A 21,589-nucleotide genomic window follows, 5' to 3' on the forward strand; every position below is an offset into this window, starting at 1 on the left:
GCGGTCATCCTACGGAGATCGGCACGGCCGTCGGGCGGCGCACGTACGCCCCCGGCGCCCAGCGCACACCGCCGATATCGACCGTGAAACCGGGAATGCGCGCGAGGAGTTCCTCAAGGGCCACGCGCGACTGCATCCGGGCGGCCGCGGCGCCGAGGCAGTGGTGGGCGCCCTGCGCGAAGGTCAGGATGTTGCGTGGATTCCGCACGACGTCGAGTTCGTCGGCGTCCGGGCCGAAGACCCGTTCGTCGCGGTTGGCGGAGCCGTAGAGCAGGAGTACTCGTCGGTCCGCCGGGATCACCGTGCCGTCGATGTCCACCGGGCGGGTGGTGGTGCGCCCGAGCCCCTGCACCGGCGAGGTGAGCCGGAGGAACTCCTCGACCGCGCCGGGGATCAGTGCCGGGTCCTCCACCAGGAGTCGCCGTTGGTCGGGGCGTCGTTGGAGCAGTTGCACGGCTCCGCCGAGCAGTCCCGTCGTGGTGTCGTTGCCCCCGGCCACCATCGTGAACGTGAAGCCGAGGATGGAGACCACGCCCGCGGCATCGTCGTCCGCGCCGACACCGGCGGCCACGAGGTGTGAGACGACGTCGTCCTCCGGCTCCGTGCGCCGCCGTTCGATGAGGTCGGCGAAGTAGGCCATCAGCTCACCGACGGCGTCGGCGGCGGTCGCGACGACCGAGGCGAGGTCGCCACCGCCGGAGTTCGCGGCGACGATGCTCTCGGTCCAGTCGTCGAACCGCCCGCGGTCCGCGGCGGGTACGCCGAGGTAGTGCGCGACGACCATGGACGGGAGCGGCTTGAACAGCTCGCGCACGATATCGCCACCGCCCTGCGCGCGGAGGCGCTCGACGCGTTCGATCACGAAGGCCCGGACCTCGGGTTCGATCGCGGCGACCTGCCGCGGGGTGAAGCCGCGGGCGACAAGGCGACGGAAGGCGGTGTGCACCGGCGGGTCCTGCATCACCATCGGCGGATTCTCCTGGAGACCGATCTTCTCCAGCTCGCCGTAGTGCAGGGTCAACCCCTGCGCGGACGAGAATTCTCCGGGCTCACGTAGCGCTCGCCAGACGTCGGCGTGGCGGGGCAGCACGTAGTACTCGAGCTCCTCGCCGTCGAGCGGACCTGCCCGGTGCACGGCGCCCGTAGCACGGAGATCGCGATACAGAGGGAAGGGATCGGACCAGGTGTCGGCGGAGCGCGGCGCGAAGGTGGTTGTCGGCATGTCCCGCCCTCTCGATGAGACAACAAGCTATATTCGTCTTGAATCTAAGACGAACCGCTGGTTTCGTCAATATGGTTGCGGAGTCGTCATCACGTCCCGCTGAGCGGAACAGACACGTGGACGTGCGTGCTCGCGAGGACCGACCATGGGGGCATGACGGAGAAGGTGACTGCGGCCATCGTCGGCCCGGGCAATATCGGCACGGACCTGCTGGCCAAACTGCGGCGGAGCGAGCACGTGGACGTGCGTTACATGGTCGGCGTGGACCCCGAATCGGACGGCCTGAAACGCGCCGCCGAACTCGGTCTCGAGACGTCGGCGGAGGGGGTGGAGTGGCTCCTCGCTCGACCACGGCCACCGCAGATCGTCTTCGAGGCGACCTCGGCGAAGGCGCACCGCGCCAACGCTCCCCGGTACGCGGAGGCGGGCATCGTCGCGGTCGACCTGACGCCTGCGGCCGTCGGCCCGCTGGCCTGTCCGGTGGTGAACCTCGAGTCCCAGTTGGATGCGCCCAACGTCAACATGATCACCTGCGGCGGGCAGGCGACGATTCCGATCGTGCACGCCGTCAGTCGTGTCACCCCGGTGAGCTACGCGGAGATCGTCGCCTCGGTGTCGTCGCGTTCCGCAGGGCCCGGCACGCGCGCCAACATCGACGAGTTCACCGAGACCACGGCCCGTGCGATCGAGGAGGTCGGCGGCGCGGCCAAGGGCAAGGCGATCATCATCATCAACCCGGTCGAGCCGCCGATGATCATGCGCGACACGGTGTTCTGCGCCATCGATCCGGACGCGGACCGGGACGCGATCACCGCATCCATCGAGAAGATGGTCGCGGACGTGCAGGTCTACGTCCCCGGTTACACATTGAAAGCGGCCCCGCAGTACGACGAGCCTCGGCCCGGCTGGGAGGGCAAGGCGCGCGTCGCGGTCTTCCTCGAGGTGGCCGGCAACGGCGACTACCTGCCGACGTACGCGGGCAACCTCGACATCATGACCGCCGCCGCCGCGCGGGCGGGCGAGCTGCTGGCGCAGCGCATCCTGGATGGAGTGAAGGCATGACCGGCATCAACGGCGAGCTCTGGAACGACCCGAACCGCGACGTGCGCATCGTCGACACGTCGCTGCGCGACGGCAGCCATGCGATGGCGCACCAGTTCACCGAGCAGAACGTGCGCGACACCGTGCGCGCGCTCGACGACGCGGGCGTCTCGCTCATCGAGGTCACCCACGGTGACGGACTCGGCGGCAGCACGTTCAACTACGGCTTCTCCCTGGTCGACGAGCGCAAGCTCATCGCCGCCGCGGTCGACGAGGCCCAGCAGGCGAAGATCGCGGTCCTCATGCTCCCCGGTCTCGGCACCGTCGAGGACATCCGCGTCGCGGCCGACCTCGGCGCCGGCGCGCTGCGCATCGCGACCCATTGCACCGAGGCCGACGTCTCGATCCAGCACTTCGGCGCCGCACGGGAACTGGGCCTGGAGACGGTCGGCTTCTTGATGCTCTCGCACATGTCGACGCCCGAGGCGCTGGCGAAGCAGGCGCGGATCATGGCCGACGCCGGCTGTCAGTGCGTGTACGTCGTGGACTCGGCGGGTGCGCTCATCCTCGAGGACGCCGGTGACCGGGTGGCCGCACTGGTCGCCGAGCTCGGCGACGACGCGCAGGTCGGCTACCACGGGCACCAGAACCTCAGCTTCGGCGTGGCCAACTCGGTGCTCGCGTACCGCGCCGGCGCGAAGCAGATCGACGGCTCGCTGCTCGCGCTCGGTGCGGGGGCGGGCAACTCTCCGACGGAGATCCTCGCCGCGACCTTCGAACGCCTCGGTGTGCGCACCGGGACCGATAAGGACGCGCTGATGGCGGCCGCGGAGGACGTGGTCAAGCCGTACATCACGCGCCTGCCGGTGATGGACCGCAGCTCGATCGTCCAGGGCTACGCCGGCGTGTACTCCAGCTTCCTGCTGCACGCCGAGCGCGCCGCGGAGCGGTACGGCGTGCCGGCGCACGAGATCCTCTACGAGTGCGGCCGCCGCGGTTACGTGGGCGGTCAGGAGGACATGATCATCGCCATCGCGGTGGAGATGTCGGCGGCGCAGAAGGCCTGATGGACGGTGGCCGCGTGTGCGGAGGGACGTTCTGTCCGCGCGCGCGGCCACTCATCCGCGCATACCGCGCGGGATCCCGCGCACGCGGCACGTGCGCGGATTCGACGGCCGGGCCGTGGACGAGGGTCAGTACTCGACGGTGATCGCCTGCGTGGGGCACTGGCTTGCCGCGTACTCGACGTCCTCCCGATCGGCATCCGTGAGGCCCTCGTCGGTGGCCTCCGCGAAGCCCTCGTCGTTCACCTCGAAGATGTCGGGGCGGATGCCCTCGCACACACCGAATCCGGTGCAGGCTTCGCCGATGGTGATCTTCATGTTCTTCTCCGTTCCGGGGGAGTTAGGGGGCGAGGACGGCCGTCACGGAGCCCAGCGGGCCCATGTCGGCGACGATGATGTCTCCGGCGCGCACCGGCTCGGCGCGCGTCATCGATCCCGGCAGGACGACGTGGCCGGGCTCCAGGGTGGTGCCGAGCGGCCCGACGGTGTTCGCCAGCCAGACGAGGGCGTTGATCGGCGAGCCGAGGACGGCGCCGCCCGCGCCGGTGCCCACCTGCTCGCCGCTGATCCGGAAGGTGCATCCGACGGTCCGCAGGTCGACGTCCTGCAGTCGCGTGGGACGGCTGCCGAGGATCACGCCGCCCGACGAGGCGTTGTCCGCGACGGTGTCGACGATGGAGATGTTCCAGTCCTTGATCCGGGAATCGACCACCTCGAGCGCGGGGACGACGAAGTCGACGGCACGGATCGCGTCGGCCACCGTGACGCCCGGGCCGCGGAGCTCGCGACCGAGGACGAAGGCGATCTCGGGTTCGATCCGCGGCTGCATCCACGACGAGGTGTCGATCGGCATCTGTTCCAGATGGAACATGGATGCGGTCAGGTGTCCGAAGTCGGGTTCGTAGACGTTCATCTGGCGCTGCATCGCGAGCGAGGCGAGCCCCACCTTGTGGCCCTTGACGAGATCGCCCGAGGCCTCCCAGCGGCGAACCTGCTCCTGCTGGATCCGGTAGGCGTCGGTGATCGTGGCCTCGGGGAACATGCCGATGATCGGGTCGATCGGCGCGCACGCGGCGTACGCGCCGAGGAGCGCGTCGGCGGCGGCGGAGACTGCGGAATCGTCCATGCTCGAATACTAGAACAGGTTCCAGTCGCGCGGTACGGAACGACTCAGGAACGGGGGAGCCCGAGCAACTGCTCGGCCGCGACGTTGCGGAGGATCTGCGAGGTGCCGCCGGCGATCGACAGACACCGGGAGAGCAGGAACTCGTACCGCGCATCGGCGGGATCCTCCGGGCCGGCCAGGGCACCGTCGGGCCCGAGGCTCCGCAGGCAGGCCTCCGCCACCGCCTGACGGTGCTGCACGCCGACCAGTTTCCGGACGCTGGACGCCGCGCCCGGGTCCTGCCCACCGACGCTCGCGATGACGGCGCGCAGGTCGAGGAGCGTGCACGAGGCGGCTTCGGTGACGAGGCCGCCGAGGGCGGCCAGATCGGGCGACGGACCCGGATCGGCGAGCAGGGACTCGAGGCGCACACCCAGGCCCGAACCGCTCATCGCGACCCGTTCGTTGGCGAGGGTGGTGCGGGCCAGGCGCCAGCCGCCGTTCACCGCGCCGACGACGCAGTCGTCGGGGACGAAGACGTCCTCGAGGAAGACCTCGTTGAACCGGACGTCGCCCGTGATCTCGCGCAGCGGGCGCACGTCGATGCCGTCGGAGAGCATGTCGACCAGGAAGTAGGTGATGCCCTTGTGCTTCGGCGCGTCGAGATCGGTGCGCGCCAGGCAGATCGCCCAGTCGGCCTCGTGCGCGAGCGAGGTCCACACCTTCTGTCCGGTGAGCGACCAGCCGCCCTCGACGCGGGTGGCCCTCGTCCGCAGGGAGGCGAGGTCGGAGCCGGCTTCGGGTTCGCTGAACAGTTGGCACCAGCTGATTTCGCCGAGCAGCGTCGGCCAGACGAAACGCTCGGCCTGTTCCGGCGTCCCGTGTTCCAGGATCGTCGGTGCGGCCCAGGCGCCGATCACCAGTGTCGGGCGCTCGACGCCGGCGGCTTCGAGCGCGCCGTCGATGACCAGCTGTTCCGCGGGACCCGCACCCCGCCCGTACGGCGGATCCCAGTGCGGTACCAGCAGACCGGATCGCGCGAGGGTGCGGCGCTGATCGTCCGCGGTCATGGCGGCGATCCGCTCGGCCTCCTCGGCGGCCGCGCGGTGATCTCCCTCGACCTCGTAGTCGAGGCCGCGACGGACCCCGGCGAGAGCGAGTTCCGCGGCGCGCGTGCGCCATCCGGGAGTATCGCCCAGCAGCGTTCTGAGTGCCGTGGCGCGGCGCAGGTAGAGGTGGGCGTCGTGCTCGAAGGTGAAGCCGATGCCGCCCAGTACCTGGATCGCGTCCTTCGCGTTCTCCACCGCGGCGTCGAGGGCACCCGCCGCGGCGACGGCCGCAGCCAGACGGTGCTCCGCGCCGGCGCCCACCGACCGGGCGGCGTCCCACGCCAGCGCAGCCGATTGCTCGGAGCGGCACAGCATATCGGCGACGATCTGCTTGATCGCCTGGAATGAGCCGATGGGCCTGCCGAACTGCACGCGGACCTTCGAGTACTCCGCGGCGGTGCGCAGAGTCCACGCGGCGACGCCCGCAGCCTCTGCGGCGGCGAATGCGGCGAGTGCCGCGCGGGCGTCGTCCCCGGTGAGTCCGGGGACTTCGGTCGCCTCGTCGAAGTCGGGAGCCTCCAGGCGGATCCGGGCGAGGGGACGCGAGGTGTCGAGGCCGGACAGGGGCTCGACGGTGACCCCCGCGGCCCCGGGCGGAAGGAGGTGCCAGGTGCCCGCCGGGGACTCGATCAACAGGTGTGACTGCGGCGTCGCATCGGGCGCGAGGGAACCGTCACCGTCGACCACGAAAGCGGCCCGGGCCTCCCCAGCGGCGAGCTCCGCGCGCACCGCACCGAGTCGGTCCGAGCCGCCCAGGTACTGCTCGAGCAGGACGCCCACTGCGACGGTGCCCGCGACGGGACCGGGTGCGAGGACCGATGCGGCGGCCTCGACCGCGGCCGCGGCGTCCTCGGCCGTGCCGCCGAACCCGCCGAGGTCCTCGCTCAGCGTGATGCCGAAAACGCCGATGTCCGCCAGCCCGCGCCAGGCCTTCTCGACGGCGCCCGCATCGCCGGAGCGCACCGCGTCGACCGGGCGGGCGCGCTCCGCCCAGTCGCGGATCGACTCGGCGAGTGCGGATTGGACATCGGTGATCGCGAGGGCCACGGTTCTCCTTCGGCCCGCGTCAGCGGGGCTGCGCGGGGGTACTGGACGGTGCGGTGCGACCCGACGGGGCCGCGGGCTTGGTGCTCGACGACGGTGCGCCCGAGGGCTTCGCGGCCGGCGATGCGGCGGGGCCGGCGCCCGACGGCGCCATCCGCAGCGTGACGGCGCCGGAGCGCCCGCGGACCGAGGCGAGTGCGGTGTCGAGCAACTGTCCGCCGTTGATGGTGGACAGCGGCTCGGCGATCGCCCGGACCGACGGCAGCATCAGCTCGGACAGGTACTGCACGCTCGGTGCGGCGCCGTCCTCGAACCCCTGAATCACCTTGAACAGCTCGAGCATGCCGTCCCGGATCACGTTGGGGTAGTCGCCCTTACTGATGTACGAGACGGAGTAGGGAGCCATCTCACCGTAGCCCTTGCCGAAGGTGCGCAGCGGCTGGTCGAGGCTGAGCAGGAGCGCACCGACGTCGGTCGCCCGCGGCGTGATCGAGTTGAAGGATTGCAGGAGGTCCTTGATGTCGGGCAGCTGTCGCAGGATCGACGTGGCGGTGAGGACCGCGCCGGCATCGATCGTCGGCACCGTCTGCGCGCCGTCCGGCAACGCATCGTCGGCGCGTGCCAGGAGGCGTTGCACGGTCGCCGGATCGAGCTGCTTCATGAGGCGCGACAGGGAGCTCGACAGGGCGCCGACGGTGGAGTCGGCGGTGTCCACGACGCCCTCGAGGCGCGCTCCGTCGGGGACGGCCGCACCGTCGCCCTGGGCGATGGTCAGGTAGGTCTCGCCCAACCCCGAGAGGTTCTGCACGCGCACCCTGGCGCCCGCGGTGATGCGCGTGTCCTTGTCGTATCCGACCTCCACCTCGACACGGTCGGCGTCGACAGTGAGGCCGCGGACCTTGCCGACCTCGACGCCGCGGTCGAGGACGCGGGAGCCCTCCTGCAGACCGTTGGCGTCGGTCAGACGGATGTACGCGGTGCGCTGTCCCGACGGCGAGAACCACTGCACGCCCTGGTTCCCCAGGAGCAGCACAGAGACCACGACGAGCGCGATAAGGCCGAGGGTGGAGGCGATTCCGGAGCGGGTCATCGGGCCTGTCCGATCAGTCGCAGGACCTTGAGCGCGCCGGGGGAGACGTCCTGCCCGGCGGTGTTGGTCACCGAGTCGATCTTCACCACCGGCTTCTTCAGGAACGGGGCCAGGTTCTTGTTGACCAGGATCGAGCCGCCGTGGATCGCCGAACCCAGGGACACCATGTCGGCGGTGAGCAACTCGAACAGGTCGGACGACGAGTTCATCAGCGGGATCAGCCAGGATCCCTGCTGCAGCATGCCGCCGACGGCGGGCAGCAGCACGCCGATGTTCGACATCAGCTTGCCCTGATTCGACCAGTACTTCAGGTGGTACGGCGAGAGGGTGTCCTTGAAGTTCTTCTCCTGCTTGGCGATCCGATCGGCCATCTCGGTCGCGGAATCGAGGAGGCGGTTCACCTCCGTGGTGTTGGCGCCGATGCCCGTGACGTCTCGGTTCAGCTGCGCGGAGAGCAGATCGAACTGCGGGCGGTCCTTGGGCAGTGCGGTGTTCAGGCGCGTGATCGTCTTGCTGACGTCCTGCACCGATCCGCTGCCGAAGTAGTCCGCGAGAATCGTGAGGGTGCTCTCCACCGACCGGGGCGGGCTGGTCTGGCTCAGCGGGAGCACGGCACCGGCGCGCAGCGGCGCCGCCGTGCCGGTGGACTTCTCGGGCGCCTCGAGGCGCACGTACGCCTCGCCGAGGAGCGTGTCCTGCAGGACCGAGGCGTGGATGTCCGAGGGCAGCGAGACGGCCTTGTCCACACGGACCGTCACCGTGGCGGCGTCCTCCCCGAGGGCCACGGCCTTCACCCGGCCGACGGTCAGGCCGCCGAGCGAGATGCGCGCGCCGATGGGCAGGTTCAGCACGTCGGCGAACTGGAGCTTCACCTCGTACTGATCGCCGTCGCCGAGGGGATTGCGCATGTCCATGTTCGCGGGGCTGACGCCGCAGCCGGCGAGGACGACGGCGGCGCCGACGACGATCGCCGCGGACACGCGCCGCGGGAGCCAGCGCACGGCGCTGCGGGTGCGGTTCATCAGCGGCCTCCCTGGAACGGCAGTTGCATGAGATCGACGGTGGCGGTCTGGGCCTTGCCCGCCACCACGGCGCAGGCACCCGGAGCCTGCGCGTTGATCTGCGCGCACAGGGCGTTCGGGTCGCGGGTGGCGACGGTGGTGACGGGCACGCCCGCCACGGTGGACGGCGTCTCGTCGCCGCGCGGGAGGTACGGCGCGATCTGCGAGCCGAAGACCGGCAGCATGCGGGCGAGCGCCTCGTTGGACTTGACGCCGGTCGCCGCGAGCTTGACGGCGTCGGCCGCCATCGTCCCGCCGGGACGCAGGATGTGGCCGTATCGGCGCATCATGTCGTCGCCCACCAGGAAGAAGACGGGCAGCGTCTGGAAGATCTCGGACACCGCCGGGAAGGTCACCTTGCCGTACTGGTCGAGGACGTTCCCCACGTGCTGCAGCGTGAGCAGCAGCTCGCCCCACTGCTGATCCATGCTCTGCATCAGCGGACGGACGTTGCTGACCACGGTGGTGACGTCGCCGAGGAAGCCGGCGGGGTCGCTCAGCAGCGTCTGCAGGTTCGTCAGCGAGCGCGCGGCCTGCGGCGGCACCGACGGGCCCACCTCGGTGTCCAGGCGGGTGAGGAGCTTGCCGAGGTCGGCTGAGGCGCCGCCCTCGGTCACCGAGTCGACGAGGCGGGTCGCCGCGGACGTGGTCTCGGAGATCGACTTCGGCGTGGCGGAGTTCTCTCGCGTGATGCAGGTGCCGGGGTTCAGCGTGGCCCCCGAGGAGTAGTTGCCCACGAGCTCGAGCGAGCGGTCCGCGAGGATCGACGTCGAGCGGGTCACGGCCTTCACCGTGGCGGGCAGCGTGCGGCCGGAGACGTCGAAGGTCACCTTGACGCCGTCACCGGACGGCTCGACCTTGCGGACGGAGCCGATCTTCACGCCCATCTGGGTCACGTCGTTGTCCGGATAGAGGCCGATGCCGTCCGCGAGGTAGGCGCACTGGGTACTGGCTGCGGCGGCGGCCGATCCGACCGTGGCGGGCAGCAGCGGCGCCGCGAGCACGGCGGTCGCGGCGAGCAGGGAGATCCTCGTCGGGCGCATCAGCAGCTCACCGTCGCCGTCGGGAAGCAGAGGCGGCTCGCGAGCACGGTGTCGGGCGACATCGGCTTGCCCTGCTTCTCCAGGGTCTTCTGCATCGTGTCGATCCCCTTCTGCAGCTCGCCGATCATGGCGGGGATCGTGACATCGGTGGTCTTCAGCGCGGTCTCCATCTTCGCGAAGGCGTCGCCGAGGGTGTCGCGGTACTTCCAGTACAGGTCGAGGAAGGGCTTGATCTTGCCGAACATCCCGGCGAGCCCCTGGTAGGCGATGCCGAAGTTGGTGGCGGTCTGATCCAGCGTGACGATCGCCAGCGACGCCTTGTGGATCATGTTCATGATCGTCTCGCGCTGCTCGGCGAAGCCGGTCGCGTACTGGGTGCTGACGTTGATGATGCGGCCGACCTGGTCACGCTGCTCCGTGAGCTGGCCGAGCAGCGAGTTCACGCCCTCGACGATGTTGTCGACGGAGCCGGGGTTCGAGTCGAGGCCCGTGCTCAGCGCCTTGATCGAGGAGGCGAGCTGCGTCCGGTCGACGGGCTCGAGCTTCTCCGGAGTGTCCTGCAGGAGGTCGCCGATGCTGTACGGCAGGCTCACTCGATCCCGCGGGATCGGCTTGTCGCCCAGGGCGGCCCGGCCGGCGGAGGTCACCGCCACGTAGAAGCCGCCCGCGACCGTGAGCATGCGGACCGCGACGGAGGTCTGGTCGCCGACGAAGACCGAGTCGTCGATGCGGGTGGTCACCTGCACGTCGTCCTTGCGGAGCTCGACGGAGGAGACCGAGCCGATGCGCACGCCGGAGGCGCGCACCTCCACGCCGGGCTTGATGAGCGCCGCGTCCTGGGTGACGAAGGTGAGTTCCTTCTGACCAGGCGGTCGCAGGTAGACGAAGGCCAGCACGGCGGTGATGACGAGGGCCACCGCCACGGCGATCGCGCCGAGCTTGGTGCTGCGATTGACGAGCCCGCGCCAGGGCGGGCGTCCGGTGAAGATCATTTCAGGCACACCGTCACATTCGTTCCGCCGGTCAGTACGGTCACCTTGTTCGGTAGCGGGGCCTCGCCCTTCGAGCAGGGAGTGGGCGGCGCGCCGAGCAGCGCCGCGACGCCGGTGAACAGGCCGGGCAGTTTGCCCATCGCCTGGACCGCGGCGCCCGGATCCTGGAAGGCGGTGCGCACGAGCTTCTCCACGTCGAGGTCCTTGGACAGGCCGAGCGCGGTGAGCACCCGGTTGGTCGCGGCGCCGAACCCGGGTCCGTAGGTGGCGGTGCGCCGGAACTCGTCGAGGTTCTCGAGCACCTTCGTCAGCAGCAGATCGAAATTGAGGATGAACTCCACGACCTGCGGCGAGTAGTCGTTGATCATGTTGGCGACGCGGGTGACGTTGTCGATGAGCGTCTTGATGACGGTCTGGCGGTCCGCGAGGTTCGCCGTGATCCTGTCGATCGCGCCGAAGGTCTGCGCGGCGGTCGTGTCGTCGCCCTGCAACAGCCCCAACAGGTTCCGGGTCAGCTCGTTGACGTCTTCGGGGCTGAGCGTACGGAGCACCGGGGCGAGACCGTTGAACAGCGTGGTGATGTCGAACGACGGGGTGGTGCGCGACATCGGGATCGACGTGGTGGGCGTGCCGCCGGCCGAACTGCCGGGCTGGATCTCGATGAACCGTTCGCCGGTCAGGTTGCGGTACTTGACCGCGAGCCGGGTGGTCGAGGTGACGGGGTGGTCGTCCTGCGCCGAGAAGCCGATGACCGCCTCGTTGCCGTTCCCGTCGGCGGTGCCGCGGACGTCGACGGCCGTGACCTTGCCGATGAGCACGCCGCGCAGGCGCACGTCGCTGCCCACGCGGAGGCCCGAGGCGTCGGAGAGGTGCGCCTCGTAGTCGCGGGTCTCGCCGCCGGCCGGGTTGCGCAGCGCGGCGAAGATGCCCGCCGCGATGACCAGCGTGACGATCAGGGCGATCGCGAGGGTGATGGTGGCGCGGGTGTTCTTGGCGCGCATGTCATCGACCCCCTTCCAGGACCGATGCGGCACCCGGGAGTCGGTCGGCGACGACGTTCATGCGCAGTGCGGTGCCCTCCGGGACGGTGATGAAGGCGCTGTTGACGCCGGTGATCAGCGGGACGATCTGACGCGGGACGCTCACGGTGCGCATCACCTTGGTGGTGCTGTCCATGATGACCCGCAGCATGACGGTTCCCGGCTTGAACTCGGCCTCGTGCGAGCCGAACATGTCGGCCAGCGGCGTGAAGAATCCGGTGCCGAGCAGGGTCGTGGTCTTGTCGATCTTGTCGTAGTTGTTGACGGTGTAGTCGAGCGTGCCCGCCACCTCGCCGCCCCGCATCTGCGGCACGAACCAGCCCTCGAAAGCCCCCTCGACTAGGCCCGGCGCACCGTCGAGCGTGGTGCGGACGGTGCGCAGCGTGGTCCCGATCGGCACCTTCACCGAGCGCGCGTTCTGCTGTTCGACGGCGAACGCCACCTGCAGCAGCGGCGTGATCGCCTGGGTGTACTGAGTGGCCTTCCGGGTGACCTCGATCAGCTTGGGCGTCATGACGCCCGACACCGACACCGCGCTGCGCGTGAGCAGATCGGAGATCGTGTCGTTGCTCGAACGCGGGCGCAGCGTGCTGCCGGAGCGGAGGTCGGTGCCGCCCTGCCCGGGTACCAGCGCCATCTCGGTGACGCCGAAGTAGTTGCCGGGCTGGTACCGCACGGACAGCGCGTCGGTGAGGCCGCGGAGGCTCCCGCGATCGAGGCGGACGGCCACGCGGGCCTGCCCGGCGCGCGGAATGACGACGGACTCGACCTCGCCGACGGGCACGCCCCGCAACGTGACCCGGGTGCCGGTCTTGACGCCCGGCCCCACGTCGGCGGATTCGACGGTCAGCGCGAGCCGCGGATCGGAGGCGGGCATGCGGGAGAGCACCACCCCGGCGAGGGCCGCGATGAGGATCACGGCGATCGCCGCGACGCCGACGGTGAAGAAGACGCGTTGTTGGCGACCGGGTGTGCCACCGAGCAGTTCGTACATCGGTCCCCCTAACCCTTGAAGATGATCGTGGGGGTGATGCCCCAGAACATGATGGTCAGGATGAAGTCGAGCGTGAGCACCGTGACCAGGCTGGCGCGCACGGCCCGGCCACTGGCGAGGCCCACGCCCTCCGGGCCGCCCTTGGCGAAGAACCCGTAGTAGCAGTGGATGATCGTGACGGCGGCGCAGAAGACCACGGCCTTGAGCGTCGACAGCGCGATGTCGCCGGGGCTGAGGAACTGCTCGAAGTAGTGGTTGTACGTGCCCAGCGCCTGGCCGTGGAAGACGACCACGATCAGCTTGCAGGTGAGGAACGCGAGCAGCAGCGTGAGCAGGTAGGCGGGGATCACCACGACGATGCCGGCGATGAGCCGGGTGCTCACGACGTAGGGGATCGAGCGGATGCCGAGCGCCTCGACGGCGTCGATCTCCTCCGCGATCCGCATCGAGCCGATCTGCGCGGTCATGCGGCAGCCGGCTTGCGCGGCGAAGCCGATACCGGCCGAGATCGGGATCATCTCGCGGATGTTCGCCAGGCCGCCGATGACACCCGTGAGCGGGCCGAAGCCGATGAGGTTGAGGCCCGCGTAGGCCTCGATGGCGACGGCCGCGCCGCTCGCCGCGCCCAGGATGACCATCATGACCACCACGCCACCGTCGACCACGACGGACCCGCGACCCCATGCGAGCTGCTTGAGGACCCGGGAGGTCTCGCCGCGGTACTTCATCAGGGCCACGGGCACGAGGTAGATGGACTGCGCGACGAAGACGACGGCCTCGCCGATCCGCGCGATCAGGCTCGCGGGCTTCGAATCCAGCGTGGAACTCTTCTTCGGCTTCGCCGGTGCGGGCGGGTTGGTGGTGGTCATCAGGCCACCTGACTCGGGAAGAACATCGTCTGCAGCTGGGTGAGCCCGAGGAAGGATAGGAAGATCAGGGTGATCGACAGGACCACCGACGAGTTCACGCCGTCGGCGACGCCGCGGGGACCGCCCGATGCCTCGAGGCCGCGGAGACCGGCGACGAGGCCGACGATCATCGCGCCGGTCTCGGCCTTGAGTACGGCGAAGGCCAAGTCCGACGGTGCCGAGAAGGCGCCGAAGGAGGACCAGAAGCCGCCCGAGCTGAGGCCGAACTGCCAGACGGAGACGGTGAGGGCCACGACCATCGCGACGGCCACGATCGCGACGAGCAGCATCGGCGCGATGATCATCAGCGCGAGCATGCGGGGTGCGATGAGGCGGGCGATCGGGTCGACGCCCATGACCTGCATGGCCTGCAGCTCCTCGCGGACGGTCCGCGAGCCGAGGTCGGCGGCGATGGCGGAGGCGCAGACGCCGCCGAGGAGCACGCCCGTGGCGAGCGGGGCGCCCTGGCGGATGATCCCGATGCCGGACGCGGCGCCGACCAGGGAGTTCGCTCCGACCGTGTCGACGAGCGCACCGACCTGCACGGAGACGACCGCGCCGAACGGGATCGCCACCAGGATGGCCGGCAGGGTGGTGACCCGCAGCAGGGTCACGGACTGGGTGATCATCTCGCCGACCGCGAAGTTCCGCTTCAGGACTCCGCGGAACGTCCACGCGATGATCTCGCCGGCGAGCACCACCGAGCGTCCGATCGTGGACAGGCTCTTGGTGAAGATCGCGGCCAACCGGTACAACCGGTACAGCGCCGCGGCCCTCACGCCGGGCCTCCGAATACCACCATCGGGTGTCCTCTCCTCATTTTCGAGAGGAGCGTATCAACTGCCGGGGCAAAACTAGTACGTGTTTCAGTTTTTCCTTGGTCTACCCGACGTGACCTGCGCGGTTGTCAGTCCTTGATGAGGAGATCGACGGCCACGGAGAGCCGCTTCTGCACCTCGGTGGCCGATGCGCGGTGTGTCACCCATGCAACCAGGTTCGCCATCCATACATCGGCGATGAGGTGGAACGTATCGCGCTGCCGCTCGTCCGGGTCCTCCACGCCGAGCGCATGCGCGAACATGTCCTCGAGGAGGCGGCCCACCCGCTCCACCTCGGCGGCGGCCGTGGCGTCGGCGAACATGAAGGCACGCACCATCGCCTCGGTGAGCAGCGGAGCCCGCTGCAGAGCCTCGGTGTTGCGGTCCAGCACGAACATCAGGCGCTCGGCTGCGGTATCGCCCGGGATCTGCACCTTCCCGATCCGCTCACCCGCGCGCTCGAACTGGCTCACCAGGCCCGCGACCAACAGATGCACCTTCGACGGGAAGTATCGATACAGGGTGCCCAGCGCCACGTCGGCCTTCTTCGCCACCGCCCGCATCTGCACCGCGTCGTATCCGCCCTTACGGGCCAGTGCCAGCGTGGCGTCGATGATGCGCTTGCGCCGCTCCCGCTGGCCCGCGGTATCGAGATCCTCCCGTGTCGGGGAAGGAGCGGTGGCGGTGGCGGCGGGGGTGCCTTCGGGCGGCATGGGTGGTCACCTCGGAATCTCTTCGGCCGCCGGCGGGTGTCCGGACGGTCGGGTCGCATGTTGATGTCGCGACAATTGAAACAGGTTTTCGTGCCGGACCTGTGCTTTCCGCTCCGGTTCGGTCGAAGATCACACGATCCGCGACGTCAGGACGTGCCTTCGCGCCGCGCGTAGGCGGCTTCGACGCCCGCCTTCGCGGGCTCCCACCACGCCCGGTTGCTCCGGTACCAGTCGACGGTGGCGCGCAGCCCGGTGTCGAGGTCGGCGTGCGCCGGCGCCCATCCCAGCTCGCGGCGGAGCTTCGACGAATCGATGGCGTAGCGCAGATCGTGCCCGGGGCGGTCGGGGACGGTGTCGAAGTCGTCCGCCGGGCGACCCATCACGGCGAGCAGCGTGCGGAGCACCTCACGGTTGGATCGCTCGCCGTCGGCTCCGATCAGGTAGGTCTCGCCGATCGTGCCCCGGTCGAGGATCGCCCACACGGCGTCGTTGTGGTCGTCGACGTGGATCCAGTCCCGCACGTTGGCGCCCGCGCCGTAGAGCTTCGGTCGCTCGCCCGCGAGGATGTTGGTGATCTGCCGCGGGATGAACTTCTCCACGTGCTGGTACGGGCCGTAGTTGTTGGAACAGTTGGAGATCGTGGCCCGCACGCCGAAGCTGCGGACCCATGCCCGCACCAGGTGGTCCGACGACGCCTTGGACGCCGAGTACGGGCTCGACGGCCGGTAGGGGGTGTCCTCGGTGAATCGCTCCGGGGTGTCGAGCGGCAGATCGCCGAAGACCTCGTCGGTCGAGATGTGATGCAGGCGCGTCCCGTGCCGACGGACCGCGTCGAGGAGGACCGCCGTGCCGCGGATGTTGGTGTCCAGGAAGGGCCACGGGTCGCTCAGCGAGTTGTCGTTGTGCGTGTCCGCGGCGAAGTTCACCACCGCATCGGCGCCCGCGACCAGCTCGTCGACCACCGACGGGTCCGTGATCGAGCCCTTGACGAAGTCGATCCGCTCGCGCAGATCGTCCAGCGTGGACTCGTTCGCGGCGTAGGTCAGTGCGTCGAGGACCGTGACCCGCACGTCCGGACGGGTCGCGCCCGTACGCCGGACGAAGTTCGCGCCGATGAAGCCGGCGCCGCCGGTGACCACGATATGCATATGCACACGGTAGCGCTCCCTGGGTGGGACGTAAGGTTGTGCGCATGCGAGGGATCATCCTGGCCGGCGGGACCGGAAGCCGGCTGCACCCGATCACGGTCGGTGTCAGCAAGCAATTGCTGCCGGTCTACGACAAGCCGATGATCCATTACCCCCTGTCGACGCTCATGCTGGCGGGAATCCGCGAGATCCTGGTGGTCACGACCCCCGCGGACGCCGATCAGTTCCGCCGGCTCCTCGGTGACGGCGCGCAATTCGGCGTGCAGATCAGCTACGTCGTGCAGGAGCGGCCCGACGGTCTGGCGCAGGCCTTCGTGCTGGGCGCGGACTTCATCGGGGACCAGACGGTGGCGCTCATCCTGGGCGACAACATCTTCTACGGCCCGGGCCTGGGCACCCAGCTGCGCCGCTTCGACGGTGTCGACGGCGGCGCGGTGTTCGCCTACCGGGTCGCCGACCCGCGCGCCTACGGAGTCATCGAGTTCGACGGTGCCGGGCGCGCGATCGGCTTCGAGGAGAAGCCGGAGCAGCCGCGGTCCCAGTACGCGGTGCCCGGACTCTACTTCTACGACCCGTCGGTCGTCGAGGTGGCGCGGAACCTGACGCCCTCGGCGCGCGGCGAATACGAGATCACCGACGTCAATCAGCACTACCTGCGCGAGGGTCGGCTCTCGGTCGAGGTGCTCCCCCGCGGCACCGCGTGGCTCGACACCGGCACCTTCGACGCCCTCGCGGACGCCACCGGCTACGTCCGCGCCGTGGAACAGCGGCAGGGCACCAAGATCGGTGCGCCCGAGGAGGTGGCGTGGCGCTCCGGCTTCATCGACGACGCGCAGCTGCGCGAGCATGCGGACCGGCTCGGCAAATCGGGGTACGGCGCCTATCTGCACGGTCTGCTCGAGGAGGGCCGGTGAACGTCACGCCGCTGCCGATCGCCGGCGCCTTCGTGCTCGACCCGATCGTCCGCCCGGACCCGCGCGGCGAGTTCTTCGAGCTGTTCAAGGCCTCTGCCTTCCGCGAGGCCACCGGCCATGATCTCGTCGTCGCGCAGACCAATGTCTCGGTCAATCGCGTGGGTGCGGTGCGCGGCATCCACTACGCCGATGTCCCACCCGGGCAGGCGAAGCTGGTCGCGTGCCTGCACGGGGCCGTCCTCGACGTGATCGTGGATCTGCGTGTCGGTTCGCCCACGTTCGGCGCCGTGGAGACGGTGCGCCTCGATTCCGAGGGCCACCGCACGGTCTACCTCGCGGAGGGTCTGGGCCACGGCTTCTGCGCGCTCACGGACGGCGCCGTCGTCGCCTATCACGTCTCCTCCGAGTACAACCCGTCGGCCGAACACGGGGTCGACCCGCTGGACGCGGAACTGAACATCGCCTGGCCCGACGATGTAGCGCCGATCCTGTCCGAGAAGGACACGGCGGCACCATCACTGGCGGAGGCACTCGCCGCCGGCGCGTTGCCGCGCTGGCTAGGCTGACGGATCCGCCCCTGCCGCACGGCTCTCCGCGGCCCGCCGGGCCAGCAGGGTGCGCTCGCCGTCGTTGCGGGTGCGACGGGCGGCCTCGTCGAACTGCTCGGCCGCAGCTGCGTGTCGCGCGGACCGGGCGAGCAGGTCGCCGCGGACGCTCGGGACGAGCGGGGCGTCGCCCAGGGCCGCCGGGTCGACGGCGTCGAGCACCGTCAGGCCGGCCTCGGGGCCGAACGCCCGGCCGTGCGCCACAGCACGGTTGACCTCGACGACCGGACCGGGCGCGGCCTCCGCCAGCGCGTCGTAAAGGCGGGCGATCCGGGGCCAGTCGGTGTCGGCGGGGGTTGCCGCGCGGGCGTGCTGTGCGGCGATCGCGGCCTGCAGGAAGTACCGGCCCACCGGGACACCCCGGGCGGCCAGTTCCTCGGCGCGGCCGAGTGCCGCCAGGCCCCGTCGGATCAGGAGCCGGTCCCAGCGGTCCCGGTCCTGATCGTCGAGGAGCACCGGGGCGCCGCCGGCATCGGTGCGGGCGTCGATGCGGGAGCCCTGGAGTTCGACGAGCGCCTGTAGGCCGTGGGTCTCGGGCTCGCCGGGCGCGAGCTCGGCGAGCATGCGGGCCAACCGGATCCCCTCGCGGGCGAGGTCGGGTCGCATCCAGTCGTCGCCGGTGGCGGCCGAGTAGCCCTCGGTGAAGATCAGATAGACGACGGCCATGACGTCGTCCAGGCGGCGGGTGCGTTCTTCGCCGGTGGGGAGCTCGAACTCGGCGCGGGCGGTGGTGAGCGTCTTCTTAGCGCGGGAGATGCGCTGTCCCATCGTCTTCTCGGGGACCAGGAAGCCGCGGGCGATCTCGGCGGTGGTGAGCCCGCCGACCACGCGGAGCGTGAGGGCCGCCCGCGACTCGGGGGTGAGCGCCGGGTGGCAGGACAGGAAGATCAGGCGCAGCGCGTCGTCTTCGATGAAGTCGACCTGCGCGTCGAGGTCGGGCATACCGTCGTCCTCCCGCAGGCCGCGGCCGATCTCCTCGGTCTTGCGGCGCAGGGTCTCGGCGCGCCGGATCGAGTCGACGCCGCGCCGTTTCGCGGTGGTCATGAGCCACGCGGCCGGGTTGTCGGGGATGCCCTTCTCCGGCCACTGCTCCAGCGCGGCGACCAGCGCGTCCTGCGCCAGATCCTCCGCGAGCTGGATGCTGCGGGTCATGCGGGTGAGCGCGCCGACGAGGCGCGTGGATTCGGCCCGCCAGGTGGCGGTGATCGCTTCGGCGGTGGTCCCGGCTGGCACGTCGACCAGCGTAGGCGGGACCACCGCCGGCGTCAGGTGTCCGCGGTCAGGCGTCCGACGGGGTGGGCGGCTCGTCGGAGATCTGGCGGAGCGTGGAGACCATGTTCAGCTCCGGCCAGTGGGTGGCGTGCAACTGCGCGAACTCCTCCGACGCGGCGATCGCCTCCTCGAGGGTGTCGTACTGCAGCAACGACCAGCCGCCGACGACCTCCTTCGTCTCGGCGTACGGGCCGTCGACCCGGGTGATCTCGCCCTTGCGGACGACGAAGTTCACGGCGTCCTCCGTGCCGTACAGGCCGCCACCGTCGAGGAAGTGGCCGGCCGCGGCCTGCTCGCCGATGTAGACGTCCATCGCGTCGAAGAGCGCCTTCGGCGGTGCGCCGACCTCCGGGCCCTCCGCCATCCGTACGAATCCCATGAAACGAGGCATATCGATCAGTCCTTCTTCTGTGGTGTGAGCGTGTCTCGTACAGGCGTCGAACGGGACGACCCCGTTTCGACACCATCCCCACAGAAATTCTCCGCCGCCTCGCGGACGGACGGGCCGGATCGGGTCAGAGAGCGGTGAGCACCGGCAGCGGCGGCAGTGCGGCCTCGTACAGCCAGGCCCGCCAGAGGTCGCGCAGCGGCTCCGGGCTGTACTTCGCGACGAGGGTGATGAGGTCCTCGGTCGTGACCGACTGATGCGCGAACTCGGCGGTCCACTCGTGGAGCATCGAGAAGAACGCCGGGTCGCCGAGGGCGACGCGGACCGCGTGCACGGTCAGCGCGCCGCGTTTGTACACCCGGTCGTCGAACATCAGGTCCGGGCCGGGATCGCCGACCACGATGTCGGCGCGCGAGGCCGCGAGCTTCGCGTAGTAGCGCGCCGCCATCTGCTGCGTGGTCGCCTCGCCGCACTCCTGCGCCCACAGCCACTCCGAGTAGCAGGCGAATCCCTCGTGCAGCCAGATGTCCTTCCACCGCGTCAGCGTCAGCGAGTTGCCGAACCACTGGTGTGCCAGCTCGTGCGCGACGAGCCGTTCCGCATCGCGCGTGCCGTCGCAGTGGTTGGCCCCGAAGATCGAGACGGTCTGCGCCTCGACGGGGATCTCCAGGGTGTCGTCGGTGACCACGACGGTGTACTCGGGGAACGGGTACGGGCCGAACCAGCGGGTGAAGGCACGCATGATGCGTTCCTGGTTGCCGAAGCTGCGCTGGAAGTCGGAGGTGAGGCGAGCGGGCACGGCGGCGCGGATCGGCACCGGCTTCTCGGCGACCTTGAGCACGTCGTAGCTGCCGATCTGGATGGTGGCGAGGTACGAGGCCATCGGCGCCGCCTGCTCGTAGACCCACGTGGTGTGCGCCGCCGAGACCTTGCGAGAGACGAGTCTGCCGTTGGAGACCACGCGGTACGGCGAATCGGTGGTGATCGCGATCCGGTACGAGGCCTTGGAGGCGGGGTGGTCGTCGCACGGGAACCACGACGGTGCGCCGCTCGGCTGCGAGGCGACGATGACGCCCTCCGACAGCTCCTCCCAGCCGACCTCACCCCAGGTCGAGCGGATCGGACGCGGGGTGCCCGCGTAGCGGATGGAGATCGTCATCGCCGCGCCGGCGGGGACCTCGTTCGCGAGCGTGAGCTCCAGCTTGCCTCCGCGTTGGGAGTACCGCTGGGGACGGCGGCCGTTGACCGCGATCTTGGACGCGGTCAGCGCATCGGAGAGGTCGATCGCGAACCGCTTGAGCGGCTCATTCGCTGTGGCGGTGATCTCCGCCTTGCCGTCGAGGCGGTTGCTCTCGACCTTGTACGTCAGCTCGAGGTCGTACCGCGAGACCCGGTAGCCGGGATTGCCGTGGCCGGGGATGTAGGGGTCCACCGCGCGCGCGTGCTGCGGATTCGGTGCGGCGACGATCTTCGGCTTGGCCGATTTGCGCACCACGGATCCACTTCCTTCTCGCTCGGGGGTCGGGGGTTCACCTTACCGGCTTGCGCAGCGTCACGGTCGCGACGCCGCCGTGCGGCGCGGGTTCGGGATCGGAGACGACGTAGCCGGCGCGCTCGTACGTGCGGATGTTGCGCTCGCTGCCCGCGCCGGTGAACATGATGAACTCCTCCGTGCCCTGCGGCGCGAGGGACTCCATGAGCGAGATCAGTTCTGTGCCGAGCCCGCGACCCGCGAGGTCCGGCGCCACCATGACGCGCCCGATGTGCCAGCGGTGGCCCGCCTCGGCGCGGCCGCGGACCGCGCCGATCAGGCGACCGTCGAGGCGCATGACGAAGGTCGCCCACTGCGAGGCCCACTGCAGGATGTCGTCGTGCGTCTCCGTCAGCGGCGGGATGGCGAGGCTGTCGTTGGCGATCGCCTCCTCCACCCAGCAGCACCGCTGCAGGACGAGCAGTTCCGCCACGTCGCTCGGCATGAACGGGGTGATCTCGAGCCCGTCGCTCACGGGGGACCTTTC

Annotated in this window: 22 protein-coding genes; 4 read left to right on the forward strand and 18 right to left on the reverse strand. The window is 69.9% G+C overall.

The window, feature by feature from the left end:
• Window positions 1-4: 4 nt before the first annotated feature.
• On the reverse strand, window positions 5-1,222 hold the full coding sequence (locus FK530_RS01070; protein WP_146485133.1) for a cytochrome P450: 1,218 nt from the start codon (window positions 1,220-1,222) through the stop codon (window positions 5-7).
• Between the two features lie 153 nt (window positions 1,223-1,375).
• Between FK530_RS01070 and FK530_RS01075 the strand changes: the two genes are divergently transcribed.
• Both FK530_RS01075 and dmpG read left to right on the forward strand, forming a co-directional pair.
• Window positions 1,376-2,284, forward strand: a complete 909-nt coding sequence (locus FK530_RS01075) for an acetaldehyde dehydrogenase (acetylating) (RefSeq protein WP_146485134.1) — start codon at window positions 1,376-1,378, stop codon at window positions 2,282-2,284.
• Window positions 2,281-3,330, forward strand: coding sequence for a 4-hydroxy-2-oxovalerate aldolase (gene dmpG / locus FK530_RS01080; protein WP_146485135.1), 1,050 nt, complete (start codon window positions 2,281-2,283; stop codon window positions 3,328-3,330). The genes FK530_RS01075 and dmpG overlap by 4 nt, the downstream gene beginning before the upstream one ends.
• A gap of 126 nt (window positions 3,331-3,456) precedes the next feature.
• Here dmpG and FK530_RS01085 read toward each other — a convergent pair whose 3' ends face one another.
• The 13 genes from FK530_RS01085 to rfbB all read right to left on the reverse strand — a co-directional run bounded on the left by FK530_RS01085 (window position 3,457) and on the right by rfbB (window position 16,392).
• Window positions 3,457-3,645: a ferredoxin gene (locus FK530_RS01085; RefSeq protein WP_146485136.1), complete on the reverse strand. Its 189-nt coding sequence runs from the start codon at window positions 3,643-3,645 to the stop codon at window positions 3,457-3,459.
• Between the two features lie 22 nt (window positions 3,646-3,667).
• Window positions 3,668-4,453 (reverse strand): 2-keto-4-pentenoate hydratase, encoded by a 786-nt coding sequence (locus FK530_RS01090; protein ID WP_146485137.1) that lies wholly within the window; start codon window positions 4,451-4,453, stop codon window positions 3,668-3,670.
• A gap of 44 nt (window positions 4,454-4,497) precedes the next feature.
• Window positions 4,498-6,588: an acyl-CoA dehydrogenase family protein gene (locus tag FK530_RS01095; protein WP_146485138.1), complete on the reverse strand. Its 2,091-nt coding sequence runs from the start codon at window positions 6,586-6,588 to the stop codon at window positions 4,498-4,500.
• Between the two features lie 19 nt (window positions 6,589-6,607).
• Window positions 6,608-7,675 carry an MlaD family protein gene (locus FK530_RS01100; protein WP_146485139.1) on the reverse strand — a complete coding sequence of 356 codons (1,068 nt, stop codon included), beginning with the start codon at window positions 7,673-7,675 and terminating at the stop codon, window positions 6,608-6,610.
• Complete coding sequence (locus FK530_RS01105; RefSeq protein WP_146485140.1) at window positions 7,672-8,697, reverse strand: MlaD family protein; 1,026 nt, start codon at window positions 8,695-8,697, stop codon at window positions 7,672-7,674. Before FK530_RS01105 ends, FK530_RS01100 begins: the two co-directional genes overlap by 4 nt.
• Window positions 8,697-9,779 carry an MlaD family protein gene (locus FK530_RS01110; RefSeq protein ID WP_146485141.1) on the reverse strand — a complete coding sequence of 361 codons (1,083 nt, stop codon included), beginning with the start codon at window positions 9,777-9,779 and terminating at the stop codon, window positions 8,697-8,699. The genes FK530_RS01105 and FK530_RS01110 overlap by 1 nt, the downstream gene beginning before the upstream one ends.
• On the reverse strand, window positions 9,779-10,771 hold the full coding sequence (locus FK530_RS01115; protein WP_231706485.1) for an MlaD family protein: 993 nt from the start codon (window positions 10,769-10,771) through the stop codon (window positions 9,779-9,781). Before FK530_RS01115 ends, FK530_RS01110 begins: the two co-directional genes overlap by 1 nt.
• Window positions 10,768-11,772, reverse strand: a complete 1,005-nt coding sequence (locus FK530_RS01120) for an MlaD family protein (RefSeq protein ID WP_146485143.1) — start codon at window positions 11,770-11,772, stop codon at window positions 10,768-10,770. Before FK530_RS01120 ends, FK530_RS01115 begins: the two co-directional genes overlap by 4 nt.
• A 1-nt stretch (window position 11,773) precedes the next feature.
• On the reverse strand, window positions 11,774-12,805 hold the full coding sequence (locus FK530_RS01125; RefSeq protein ID WP_146485144.1) for an MlaD family protein: 1,032 nt from the start codon (window positions 12,803-12,805) through the stop codon (window positions 11,774-11,776).
• Window positions 12,806-12,813: 8 nt separating this feature from the next.
• The gene (locus FK530_RS01130) at window positions 12,814-13,674 is read right to left on the reverse strand and encodes an MlaE family ABC transporter permease (protein WP_146485145.1); all 861 of its coding nucleotides are present in this window, start codon (window positions 13,672-13,674) and stop codon (window positions 12,814-12,816) included.
• A complete protein-coding gene (locus tag FK530_RS01135; protein ID WP_146485146.1) occupies window positions 13,674-14,492 on the reverse strand; it encodes an MlaE family ABC transporter permease in 819 nt (272 codons plus the stop codon). Before FK530_RS01135 ends, FK530_RS01130 begins: the two co-directional genes overlap by 1 nt.
• Before the next feature lie 128 nt (window positions 14,493-14,620).
• Entirely contained in the window at window positions 14,621-15,244 is a 624-nt protein-coding gene (gene kstR, locus FK530_RS01140; protein ID WP_146485147.1) for a cholesterol catabolism transcriptional regulator KstR, read from the reverse strand.
• Window positions 15,245-15,390: 146 nt separating this feature from the next.
• Window positions 15,391-16,392, reverse strand: coding sequence for a dTDP-glucose 4,6-dehydratase (gene rfbB, locus FK530_RS01145; protein WP_146485148.1), 1,002 nt, complete (start codon window positions 16,390-16,392; stop codon window positions 15,391-15,393).
• Between the two features lie 44 nt (window positions 16,393-16,436).
• On the opposite strand from rfbB, the gene rfbA reads away from it, so the two are divergent.
• Together rfbA and FK530_RS01155 are read left to right on the forward strand one after the other, a co-directional pair.
• Window positions 16,437-17,306 carry a glucose-1-phosphate thymidylyltransferase RfbA gene (gene rfbA / locus FK530_RS01150; RefSeq protein WP_146485149.1) on the forward strand — a complete coding sequence of 290 codons (870 nt, stop codon included), beginning with the start codon at window positions 16,437-16,439 and terminating at the stop codon, window positions 17,304-17,306.
• Window positions 17,303-17,872, forward strand: a complete 570-nt coding sequence (locus FK530_RS01155) for a dTDP-4-dehydrorhamnose 3,5-epimerase family protein (protein WP_146485150.1) — start codon at window positions 17,303-17,305, stop codon at window positions 17,870-17,872. The genes rfbA and FK530_RS01155 overlap by 4 nt, the downstream gene beginning before the upstream one ends.
• Here the strand turns inward: FK530_RS01155 and FK530_RS01160 are convergent.
• From FK530_RS01160 to FK530_RS01175, 4 genes are all read right to left on the reverse strand, one after another.
• The gene (locus FK530_RS01160) at window positions 17,864-19,144 is read right to left on the reverse strand and encodes an RNA polymerase sigma factor (RefSeq protein WP_146485151.1); all 1,281 of its coding nucleotides are present in this window, start codon (window positions 19,142-19,144) and stop codon (window positions 17,864-17,866) included. The two genes, FK530_RS01155 and FK530_RS01160, sit on opposite strands and share 9 nt — an antisense overlap.
• A gap of 46 nt (window positions 19,145-19,190) precedes the next feature.
• Window positions 19,191-19,562, reverse strand: coding sequence for a YciI family protein (locus tag FK530_RS01165; protein ID WP_231706448.1), 372 nt, complete (start codon window positions 19,560-19,562; stop codon window positions 19,191-19,193).
• 136 nt (window positions 19,563-19,698) lie between these two features.
• Window positions 19,699-21,063: a M1 family metallopeptidase gene (locus tag FK530_RS01170; protein WP_166443240.1), complete on the reverse strand. Its 1,365-nt coding sequence runs from the start codon at window positions 21,061-21,063 to the stop codon at window positions 19,699-19,701.
• 37 nt (window positions 21,064-21,100) lie between these two features.
• The gene (locus FK530_RS01175; protein WP_146485154.1) at window positions 21,101-21,577 is read right to left on the reverse strand and encodes a GNAT family N-acetyltransferase; all 477 of its coding nucleotides are present in this window, start codon (window positions 21,575-21,577) and stop codon (window positions 21,101-21,103) included.
• Window positions 21,578-21,589 lie beyond the last annotated feature (12 nt).

The organism is Tsukamurella conjunctivitidis (assembly GCF_007858475.1).
Classification (GTDB): Bacteria; Actinomycetota; Actinomycetes; order Mycobacteriales; family Mycobacteriaceae; genus Tsukamurella; species Tsukamurella conjunctivitidis.